This window comes from Thiospirillum jenense (genome assembly GCF_014145225.1).
Taxonomy (GTDB): Bacteria; Pseudomonadota; Gammaproteobacteria; order Chromatiales; family Chromatiaceae; genus Thiospirillum; species Thiospirillum jenense.
Genome location: NZ_JABVCQ010000051.1, coordinates 1 through 9,899 on the forward strand (window position 1 = coordinate 1; position 9,899 = coordinate 9,899).

At 65.6% G+C, this 9,899-nt stretch carries 8 protein-coding genes, 1 tRNA gene and 2 pseudogenes; 8 read left to right on the top strand and 3 right to left on the bottom strand.

Annotation, left to right across the window (positions count from 1 at the left end; translation table 11 throughout):
* Positions 1-599: 599 nt before the first annotated feature.
* Positions 600-1,163: a type 1 glutamine amidotransferase domain-containing protein gene (locus HUK38_RS14020; protein ID WP_182584956.1), complete on the top strand. Its 564-nt coding sequence runs from the start codon at positions 600-602 to the stop codon at positions 1,161-1,163.
* A 123-nt stretch (positions 1,164-1,286) separates the two neighbouring features.
* Here HUK38_RS14020 and HUK38_RS14025 read toward each other — a convergent pair whose 3' ends face one another.
* Positions 1,287-1,703 (bottom strand): hypothetical protein, encoded by a 417-nt coding sequence (locus tag HUK38_RS14025; protein WP_238787686.1) that lies wholly within the window; start codon positions 1,701-1,703, stop codon positions 1,287-1,289.
* Positions 1,704-1,883: 180 nt separating this feature from the next.
* On the opposite strand from HUK38_RS14025, the gene HUK38_RS14030 reads away from it, so the two are divergent.
* On the top strand, positions 1,884-2,702 hold the full coding sequence (locus HUK38_RS14030; RefSeq protein ID WP_011504345.1) for a lytic murein transglycosylase: 819 nt from the start codon (positions 1,884-1,886) through the stop codon (positions 2,700-2,702).
* Positions 2,703-2,714: 12 nt separating this feature from the next.
* On the opposite strand, the gene HUK38_RS14035 is transcribed toward HUK38_RS14030, so the two are convergent.
* Complete coding sequence (locus HUK38_RS14035; RefSeq protein WP_011504344.1) at positions 2,715-3,443, bottom strand: flagellar hook assembly protein FlgD; 729 nt, start codon at positions 3,441-3,443, stop codon at positions 2,715-2,717.
* A gap of 12 nt (positions 3,444-3,455) precedes the next feature.
* Entirely contained in the window at positions 3,456-5,039 is a 1,584-nt protein-coding gene (locus HUK38_RS14040) for a flagellar hook-length control protein FliK (protein ID WP_202985569.1), read from the bottom strand.
* A gap of 291 nt (positions 5,040-5,330) precedes the next feature.
* Here HUK38_RS14040 and mnmA point away from each other — a divergent pair, with 291 nt between their 5' ends.
* The 6 genes and pseudogenes from mnmA to HUK38_RS14065 all read left to right on the top strand — a co-directional run.
* The gene (gene mnmA / locus HUK38_RS14045; protein WP_182584957.1) at positions 5,331-6,539 is read left to right on the top strand and encodes a tRNA 2-thiouridine(34) synthase MnmA; all 1,209 of its coding nucleotides are present in this window, start codon (positions 5,331-5,333) and stop codon (positions 6,537-6,539) included.
* Positions 6,540-6,557: 18 nt separating this feature from the next.
* On the top strand, positions 6,558-7,196 hold the full coding sequence (locus HUK38_RS14050; protein WP_092686073.1) for a class I SAM-dependent methyltransferase: 639 nt from the start codon (positions 6,558-6,560) through the stop codon (positions 7,194-7,196).
* A gap of 500 nt (positions 7,197-7,696) precedes the next feature.
* Positions 7,697-7,773, top strand: a tRNA-Met gene (locus HUK38_RS14055).
* Between the two features lie 43 nt (positions 7,774-7,816).
* A pseudogene (locus tag HUK38_RS15665) lies at positions 7,817-8,038 on the top strand (DUF6538 domain-containing protein); the annotation flags it as partial.
* A gap of 33 nt (positions 8,039-8,071) precedes the next feature.
* Positions 8,072-8,809, top strand: coding sequence for a hypothetical protein (locus HUK38_RS14060; RefSeq protein WP_182584958.1), 738 nt, complete (start codon positions 8,072-8,074; stop codon positions 8,807-8,809).
* A gap of 62 nt (positions 8,810-8,871) precedes the next feature.
* Positions 8,872-9,899: pseudogene (locus tag HUK38_RS14065) on the top strand (IS3 family transposase); the annotation flags it as partial.

The window sequence follows — 9,899 nt, forward strand, 5'->3', positions numbered from 1 at the left end:
GACGGCGGCGCGCCAGGCGCGGACGCCGGTGGAGAGGGTGAGCGACGATTGTGCTCATGACTCTGCCGGTCGAAACGCTGACGACAGCGCGCGGCCGGACGGCCAAGGCGTGTGGTCCTGATGCCGCGCGTGGCATCAACCCGAGGAGTCCTGCGCCCAAATCCGGGCCAGGAGAGCTTATCGGGGACGGCGACAAACAAACGGAGACCGTTCGCCGGGGAGAGCACGACATAAGCCGTTAACACCATCGCGTGCGGAACGCCGGACGATGTTCGGCGTGACCGTGGTGACTAACTCGTGTGCTTTTTACTATGCACACGAGGCCGCGGACGCGTCGTGCGTCCGGCGTTCCGCACGCCCTCTTGTTCGAGAGGGCGGAACGAACCTCGCAAAGCCCGGGCGCAGATGCGTCGCGGAAATGCGAAGGCATGTCTGCAATCATCTGGCTGTTTGAAATTTGAAGATCGTTTGCGCGTGACGGCGCTTACCTTCTGACGCTGCACCACATTGCGCCGTCCGTTGTTCCCCGGAACGATCGCGCGCGCTGTCGATTAGCGAGGCAGGCGGGGCGCGACAGATAACAGATACGGAGATCATTCATGGCAGGCCAAATCGAGGGCAAGCGCGTTCTCATTCTCGCCACCCACGGCTTCGAACAGTCGGAACTCGAAGTGCCGCGCGATCGGCTGAAAGCGGCCGGCGCGCAGGTCGATATCGTGTCGCCGGAACAGGGCGAGATCAAAGGCTGGGAAGGCAAGGATTGGGGCCGCCCGGTCAAGGTCGACAAGGCGCTCAGCGCGGTGAAGGCCGACGATTACGATGCGATCGTGCTACCGGGCGGGCAGATCAATCCGGATCTGCTGCGCGTCAATGCCGAGGCGCTGAAGCTGATCAAGTCGTTCTTCGACGCCGGCAAGACGGTCGCGGCGGTGTGTCATGCGCCGTGGTTGCTGATCGAGGCCGGCATCGCCAAGGGTCGCAAGATGACATCCTACAATTCGATCAAGCAGGACGTGATCAATGCCGGCGCGAAGTGGGAGGATTCCGCGGTGGTCACCGATAACGGGGTGATTACTTCGCGCAATCCGGGCGACCTCGAGGCGTTTTCGGACAAGATCATCGAGGAAATCCGCGAAGGCCGGCATCAGCGCCGCGCGGCGTAACGCCGGCCCGGTGTCGCCATTCTGATCGGCGGACACATCCGTCCCCGAAACGACCAACCGCCAAACGACAAACCGCGCCGATCCGATCGGCGCGGTTCTGATGTGAAAGGGGTCCGCGCTCCTTCAGGAGCCGGGTTCGCTTCGCCGGCGCGTCTGCATCGATCGCTCGGCGCGCACCGGGATCGGCTCCGCCCCGGGGAACAGTTCGATCATGCGCTTGCCGCCGCGGCTGCCGCCGCGCCGATCGTTGCCCATCGCCATCACCGCCGAGCCCATCGCCGCGCTGCCGAAAGTGATGACGAAGCCGAACAGCAGCAGGCCGAGCGCGGTGCCCGGCGAATTGTCAGCGAAGATCAGCTCGCGCAGATGTCCCGGATTGACCAGCAGCAATCCGCCGAGCAGCAGCGTCGCAAGGCAGACGCCCGCCGCGAGATTGATCGCCAGCAGCCTAAATAGCGGTTGTCGCAGAAGGGGTCGGGACATGGAGCGGGCCTCTTCCTGAACGGGCTGGGAGTCGATCGTCATCGGCGGGCCCGTCATTCATCCGCCGATCATCGACATGCGATCAAGATGCTGCCGTCAATATGGCGTGCCTGAGCCCGCCTCGCAACTGCAGGTCAGAAATGCTAGAGTCGCCGCATTGTGCTCGCAATACGCATCAATACGAATCGTGGCTCCGCAGCTCGCTTCAGCCTCTGCCGATTTGGAGAATGGTTTAAAATGCCCAACCTGCGCCTTGCCCTCAAGATCTGCGCCGTCGGCGGCGCGCTGCTCGCTGCCGCGCCTGCGCAGGCTGCGCGTTGCGGCGGTGATTTCAACACCTTCATGTCCGCCTTCTCGGCCGAAGCCGCGCAAGCGGGGGTTTCGCAGGGCGTTATCTCGCAGGCGCTCGGCGGTGTCACGCCCGATCCGGCGGTGCTGGCGTTCGACCGCCGGCAGCGCGGCACCTTCAACAAGACCTTCGAGCAATATGTCGCGACCCGGGTCGGGCCGGGCCGGATCAAGACCGGGCGCGCGATGCTGCAGCGGCACGCGTCGCTGCTGTCCCGGATCGAGCGCCAGTTCGGCGTGCCGCCGCAGATCGTGGTGGCGATCTGGGGCCTCGAATCCGATTTCGGCAAGGGCGACATCGGCAAGCTGCCGGTGTTTCGCGTGCTCGCGACGATGGCGCATGATTGCCGCCGCACCGAGCTTTTTCAGGGGGAATTGCTGGCGGCGCTGAAGATCGTGCAGCGCGGCGACCTCGAGCTGCGCGACATGGTCGGCGCCTATGCGGGCGAGCTCGGCCAGACCCAGTTCCTGCCGTCGTCCTACATCAAATACGGCGTCGACTTCGACGGCAACGGCCATGTCGACCTGCGCCACAGCGTGCCGGACGTGCTGGCCTCGACCGCCAATCTGCTGAAGACCGCGGGCTGGCGTGCCGGCGGCTCCTATGAAGAAGGCACGCCGAATTTCGAGGCGATGCGCGAATGGAATCGCGCGCTGGTCTATCGCAAGACCATCGGATATTTCGCCGATCAGCTCGTCGGGCAGTGACCGGCGACCGGATTACAGGGCGGTCGGCTTGGTGGGATTAGTGGGCGTGGCGTCGGGCCGCACCACCTTCTTGATCTGATCGAGTGTGAAGGTCTGGCCGCCGATCGACAGCATCGGCGGCGTCTGGGTGAGATCGACAGAGTCGATCACGCCCTGGACCTGAGTGGAGACGCCGGCGGTCTGGCCGGCGGCGTCGGTCGCGACCACCGACAGCGTGTAGTCGCCCTCCGGCCATTTGGAGCCGTCATTGCCGCGGCCGTCCCAGGTGAACCCCTGGTTCTGGCCGGCATTGAGGGTGAACTTGCCGGAATACACGGTCTGCCCCGTGGCGTTCTGGATCGAGACCTGCGCGCTCACCGGCTTGTCGGTGGACAGCGACCAGCCCGCGGTCTTGCCGTCGAAATGCGATTTGCTGCCGTCGACCACCGCATTGGCGCCGATGAAGTTCATCGCCTGCGTGGTCTGCGCGGTGGTCTGCAGCTTCAGGAGCGACGACAGCGAATCATTGGTCTTGAGCTGCTGCTCGACGCCCGCGAACTGCACGAGTTGCTGGGTGAACTGGTTGGTGTCGAGCGGATCGAGCGGGTTCTGGTTCTGCAACTGCGTGGTCAGCAGCGTCAGGAAGGTCTGGAAATTATCCGCGACGCCGGTGGTCTTGCCGGACGATGTCGAACTGCTCGCGGAGTAGTTGGCGTTCGGGGCGGAAACGGGCGGCGCAGCGGTGGTTGCATCGACGGCCATGGTGACGACTCCTCAGATCCTGATATCGACGCCGCTGCTGGCGCCCAGCATACGGCCATAGCTACGTCCGGCGGTCACGGCGGGCGGCAGTTCTTCTTCGCTGATCACCAGCCGGCGCGCATGACGGCCGCTGTCCTGCTGGTTGCCTTGCTGCTGATCGGACGACGACTGATCCCGCAGGCTGAATTGCAGGCCGCTGTCGCCGGTCTTCAACCCGGCATTGTCGAGGGCGCGCTGCAGCTGGGTCTGGTCCTGCCGCAGCATTGCCAGCGTCTCGGGCTTCTCCACGGTGAGATGCGAGGTCACCTGGCCATGGCGGTCGACGTCGATGCGGACATCGATGCGGCCGAGCTCGGCGGGATCGAGCCGGATCTCGAACCGGCTGGCGCCGCCATTGGCGCGTGCCGCGATGGTGACGGCGAGGTCCTGCATCGCGACCGGCGCATTGGTCGCCAGCGCGGCGGTGAGCTGCGGCGCAGCGGCGGTCTGCTGCGTCGTGGTCGAGGCTTGCAGCGGCTGCGTGGTCGGGACCGGCTGCAGCGTATTGGCGTCCGGCAAGGGCTGCGTCTGAACCTCGGCCGGGTGTTTCTGATGGGCGGCCGTGGCGGATGCCGGCTGCGCGTTGGCCTGATCGACGCTGGCGGCCGCCGCCTCGTTGGTCTTGGTCTGGTCGCTCTGGGTGGCCTGGGCCTGCGTCGCGCCGGCCTGCGGCAGGGTCGGCGTCGCCGGGGCGTCGGTCGCGGAGGCGGTCGGTTGGGTTTCGCTGTTGATCGTGGCGGCGGGATCGGACTGCGTCGCGGCCTTGTTGCCGACTTTGCCTGCATGGGGCTGGGCCGCCAGCGCGGCGAGCTTCGGGTCGATCGCGATGATGCCGGTCGCGGTCGCCGTCTCGGCGGCGTCGGTGGCGGCGGCTCCGGCCGGCTGCGCGGTCGCCGCGAGGTCGGCGACGGCGGCCTGTGCCTTCAGGGCCGCAGCCGTGGCGATCGCCAGCGGTCCGTCGGCGGCGGTTGTCACAGCATCCGCAACCGTCCCGGCGGAACCGGCCGACGCATCCGCTGCCGTGGTGTCGACCGTGACGGTCGCGACAGTGACCGGCGCGACCACAGGCGTCGTTGTCGCCGTGGTGGCGGCAGCGGTCTGGCTCTGGTCGGTGGCGGCGGCGGTGTCGCTGCTGTCCTTGCTATCGGCCGATTTGGCGTCCTTGGTGTTGCCGTCGCTGTCGGGTTTCGGCGCCGCATTCGCCTTCGCCGCATCATTGCGCGCCGGCGGATCATTGCTGGTATCGGCATTCGACGGGCGCGGGTCGTCGCTACGGCCGCCGGCCCGGCTCTGATCGGCTGCATCGCGGCGGCGTGCGCTGGCGGCGCGGTCGTCGGCTGCGCTGTTGCTGGAAGGGCGCGGGTCTGGCGTCGGCTTCGGCGCCGGCTGGCTTGCGGCGGGGTCAGGCGCGGTGTTGCTGTCGACCAGCGACGCAAAGCTGTCGGTCGATGACGACCGGTCCTGGCGTCCCGTCGATCGCGGCGGGGCAGGAGCCGGCGCGGTCGAGACGATATCCGAAGTGGAATTCAACACGGGCATGATCTCACTCTGTTCCATGATCCCTTCAGCAAGGAGCGGGCCACCCTGAGGAAAACGGAAAAAGTGTGCGATTTCAGTATATTGTTCCGAAGTCTGTGGCCCGGCATGGGAGTCTCGCCGCGCCGTTTCTGCCCGCCTCGGCAAGAATTGCCTCGTTGGCCTCCCGCAAAAGCCGGGGCGGGCTCATTGCGCCCCTGAAACTCGGCCTATATTAAGGTCTGGCATCACGACGTTTGCGGAATTTGGCTTCGCCGCTTCCGGAACAAGCGGAAGGAATGGTCGCGACGGCTCGAACCGCGATCGTATCGTATGACTGAAAGCATGCTCAACAGCCTGGATCTTGAAGGTCGCCCGCAGGACACCCGCGTCGTGGTCGCGATGTCGGGCGGGGTCGATTCCTCGGCCACGGCCGCGCTGCTGAAGTCGCAGGGCTACGATGTCGTCGGCATCACGCTGCAGCTCTACGACCACGGTGCCGCCACCCATCGCAAAGGCGCCTGCTGCGCCGGCCAGGACATCCACGACGCCCGGGCTGTCGCCGAGCGCATCGGCATTCCGCATTACGTGCTCGACTATGAAAGCCGCTTTCGCGAGTCGGTCATCGACAGCTTTGCGGACAGCTACGCGCTGGGCGAAACGCCGGTGCCCTGCATCGAATGCAATCGCTCGGTGAAGTTTCGCGACTTGCTGGCGACCGCGCGGGAGCTCGGCGCCTCGGCGCTGGCCACCGGACACTATGTCTCGTCCCGGCGCCTCGACGACGGATCGCGCGCCTTGATCTGTGCCGCCGATCGCGATCGCGACCAGAGCTACTTCCTGTTCGCGACCACCCGCGATCAACTCGATTTTCTGCGCTTTCCGCTCGGCGACATGACCAAGCCGCAGACCCGCGAACTGGCGCGGCAGTTCGGCCTGTCGGTCGCCGACAAGCACGACAGCCAGGACATCTGTTTCGTGCCGACCGGCCGCTACACCGATGTGGTCGAGCGACTGAAGCCGAACGCGATGGAGCCCGGCGAGATTGTCGATCTCAACGGCCACGTGCTCGGCAGCCATCCCGGCATCGTGCATTTCACCGTCGGCCAGCGCCGCGGTCTCGGCATCGCCTCGCGGGCGCCGCTTTATGTGCTGCGGCTCGATGCGGCGCACCGGCGCGTGGTGGTTGGCCCGCGCGAGGCTCTGCGAATGGAGCGGATCGTACTGCGCGACGTCAACTGGATTGGCGACGGCGCGATCGATCAGGCGGTCGGCGACGGGCTGGAATTATTCGTGCGGGTACGCTCGACGCGTGCGCCGCAGCCGGCCTGGCTGCGCGCCGTCGGGGGCGGCTACGAGGTCGAGCTGGTCGCGGGCGAGGAGGGCGTTTCGCCCGGCCAGGCCTGTGTTTTCTACGACGCGGCAGACGGGCAGGCGCGCGTGCTGGGTGGCGGCTTCATCAAGAGCGCTGCGCCGCGGTGGAGCGCCGATGGAGTACGCGACGACGCGGCTTCGCCTGCGCTGGCGGCGATGCGCGGATAAGGAATCTCGGGGCGAGACATGGGGAACGATATCGATCGCGCAGGCGTCGCGAAAGCCTACGCACGCTGGGCGCCGATCTACGACATGGTGTTCGGCAAGGTGTTCGACAGCGGCCGGCAATCGACCATCGCCATGGCGGATGCGATCGGCGGGCGCGTGCTGGATGTCGGCGTCGGCACCGGCCTGTCGCTGTCGGACTACTCGCCGACGACGCGGCTGTGCGGTGTCGATATCTCCGAGCCGATGCTGCGCCGGGCGCATGAGCGCGTCCGCACGCTGAACCTGACCAATGTCGAGACGCTGGCGGTGATGGATGCCAAGAATCTGGCGTTTCCGAACGGCTTCTTCGACGCGGTCGTGGCGCAATACGTCATCACGGCGGTGCCGGACCCGGAAGCCACGTTGGACGATTTCATCCGCGTGCTGAGGCCGGGCGGCGAACTGATCCTGGTCAACCACATCGGCGCCGAGAGCGGGCCGCGCAAGCTGTTCGAACTGGCGTTCTCGCCGCTCGCGCGGCGGCTCGGCTGGCGTCCGGAGTTTCCATGGGCGCGGCTGGTGAACTGGGCTGCGCGGCATGGCGGCGTGGAACTCGCCGAGCGACGGCCGATGCCGCCGATGGGGCATTTTTCGCTGATCCGCTACCGCAAGCTCTGAGCCGAACCCGGAACCGCGCGACGGCCGGCACGTTGTCCCGCATGACCAGGACAATTGCGCTCGCATTCGGTTGCATCTTAATGGCCGCGGCTCCTGCGCTGGCGCAGGCGCCGCCAGACGCGCCGTCGACCAAGGCCACTCCTGCGCCTGCCGGTTGCACGCCATCCTCGCCCACGGCCAACCCGCCCGGCGTTCCCGGCAGCACCACCGGCGCGGCCCAGGAACCGCTCACCGACAAGCTCGCCCGCTCGGACGGTGTGCTGTGTCCGCCCGCAGGGGTTGATCCCGCGATTCGCGCACCGACTCCTGACGCCGGCGCCACCACCCCGGTCATTCCGCCTCCGGGTTCGCCCGGCGGCGATCAAAGCGTGCGTCCGAAATAGCCGATTTCAGTTGAGTTTCGTTTCAATTCCGCGATTGCTTGACAGGGCGGCGCACGACTTCTTATATGCCGCGCGTTCGCACGGCAGCCTTCCCAAAGGCTGATCCATGAACGTTGTGGCGGGGTAGCTCAGCTGGTTAGAGCACGGGAATCATAATCCTGGGGTCGGGGGTTCGAGTCCCTCTCCCGCTACCACAAGATTCCCGATGCCAACTTCGGAAATTTCTCAACAAAATCAATGATTGCGCTTTGGGCCGCTGGCGATCTGTGTCGTGTGTCACGTGGATCGTTCACACCGCAGGGGCCAAAATTGTCACGTTCCGCCTTCATCTCCCGTCGCGGAGGTCGCTACTTTTTCGCGATCCGAACCCCCGCCTGTCTAAGGACCGTTTACCGGTCTGGGTCTATCAAGATTGCGCTCGGCACCGCGGACTACACGCGAGCATCGCTGCGGGCCGCCCGTCTGGCGTCTTGGATGCTCAGGATCAAAAGCATGGACGACGATCCGCAACAGGCGCTGCGCGCCCTCTGGCCGCGCCTGCGCGAATTGGCGCCCGAGCCGGTCCACGACGAAGACGACTACGTCGAGCGGCTCGCCTTTCAGAAGGTCGCCTTCGAGGTCCAGTTCATAGTCCGCCACGCCGGTACAAAGCCGGACGAAGTCGTCAACGGTTGGGACGAGCACTTCGTCGTGCTGGTCCGGGAGAATGGGCGTGCCGGCTCGCGGATCAAAAAGAACAATTCGCTTGAGGGGCGGATTGAACTACGCCGCCAGGAGCTTTTTGCAGCAGGAAGCCCAATTGTCGTCCCGCCTGCCGAGCCCACGGGCCTTGCGGTCAGCCCTGCCGCAGTTGCCACCGCCGTCAAAGCGGCGCTGCCACCCGAGGGCAATCGCACGCGGCTCTCGAAGGCCCTGCAAGATTTTTTGAACTGGCGCGAGGGCGATGATGGCGATCGGCGTGCAGAGAACGACGTCTCGCCCGTCATTCAATTCGCGGTCGATCTTTGGAACGACCCCTGCATCGGTGATATCGGCCCGGATCAACTCGTCGCTCTCAAAAGTGCCCTGCCGGAAATCCCGACGCCGACTGGTTTTGACCAAAACCAACGCTCGCTGTTTCAGCGATGGAGCATCGCGAACGAGAACGACTACATCATGTGCGCAATGGCAGCACCATCAAACTCCAGCGAGTGTCCGCATCCACCTTGGAAGCGCTACCGCACCGCGTGACCTGAGCCCCGCCAATTCCTCCAAGAATGGGTAGAGTCCATCACCTCGGAAGGGATGGACCCATGAAGCCAAGTCGGTTCACGGAAGAGCATATCATCGGGATTCTTTGGGGGCAGGAGGCGGGAGCGGCGACGGCCGACGTCTGCCGCAAGCACGGGATCTCGAGCGCGACGTTTTACAAATGGAAGGCGAAGTACGGCGGCCTTGAGGTCTCCGACGCCCGGCGATTGAAGGCGCTGGAGGACGAGAACGCCAAGCTGAAGAAGCTGTTGGCCGAGGCGATGCTCGACAACGCCATGCTCAAGGACGTTGCCGCAAAAAAATGGTGACGCCCGCCGAGAGGCGAGAGGCCGTCGCTCATCTGCGAATGTCCTTCGAGGTGATCGGCTATCGCCGTCTTCATGTGCTGATGCGCCGCGAGGGTCTGGTGATGAACCATAAGAAATTCCGCCGGCTTTATCGCGAGGAGCGGCTGCAGGTGCGGCGCCGCTGCGGCCACAAGCGGGCTTTCGGCAGCCGGATGCCGATGGCGATCCCGCAGCAACCGAACCAGCGATGGAGCCTGGATTTCGTGTCGGACGCCTTTGTCGACGGTCGTCGTTTTCGCATCATGACAGTCGTCGACGACTTCAGCCGCGAATGCCTGGCGCTGATCGCCGACACCTCGCTATCGGGCTTGCGGGTGGTCCGCGAGCTCGAGCTCGTCATTGCGCAGCGCGGCCAGCCGGCGATGTGCGTCTCAGACAACGGCACCGAACTGACCTGCATGGCGATGCTGCGCTGGAGCCACGAGATGCGGATCGAGTGGCACTACATCGCGCCGGGAAAACCGACCCAGAATGCCTTCATCGAGAGCTTCAACGGCAAGCTGCGCGACGAACTGCTCAACGAGACGCTGTTCACCTCGCTCGCCCAGGCCCGTGCCGTTCTGGCGGCATGGAAGGACGACTACAACAATGTTCGCCCACACAGTGCGCTGGGCAATCTGTCACCCGCTGAATACGCCGATCGCAGCGCTCCCGGACCGCAACGGGGCGGAGCGCTGCGCTATGCCGAGGGCTCCGCGCCCCGCCCCGTTGCTCCACCGAGC

Bases quoted from the DNA above. Each gene is read 5' to 3' on its own strand.
- HUK38_RS14020 (WP_182584956.1), top strand. From the start codon at position 600: ATGGCAGGCCAAATCGAGGGCAAGCGCGTTCTCATTCTCGCCACCCAC.
- HUK38_RS14025 (WP_238787686.1), bottom strand. From the start codon at position 1,703: ATGACGGGCCCGCCGATGACGATCGACTCCCAGCCCGTTCAGGAAGAG.
- HUK38_RS14030 (WP_011504345.1), top strand. From the start codon at position 1,884: ATGCCCAACCTGCGCCTTGCCCTCAAGATCTGCGCCGTCGGCGGCGCG.
- HUK38_RS14035 (WP_011504344.1), bottom strand. From the start codon at position 3,443: ATGGCCGTCGATGCAACCACCGCTGCGCCGCCCGTTTCCGCCCCGAAC.
- HUK38_RS14040 (WP_202985569.1), bottom strand. From the start codon at position 5,039: ATGGAACAGAGTGAGATCATGCCCGTGTTGAATTCCACTTCGGATATC.
- mnmA (WP_182584957.1), top strand. From the start codon at position 5,331: ATGACTGAAAGCATGCTCAACAGCCTGGATCTTGAAGGTCGCCCGCAG.
- HUK38_RS14050 (WP_092686073.1), top strand. From the start codon at position 6,558: ATGGGGAACGATATCGATCGCGCAGGCGTCGCGAAAGCCTACGCACGC.
- HUK38_RS14060 (WP_182584958.1), top strand. From the start codon at position 8,072: ATGGACGACGATCCGCAACAGGCGCTGCGCGCCCTCTGGCCGCGCCTG.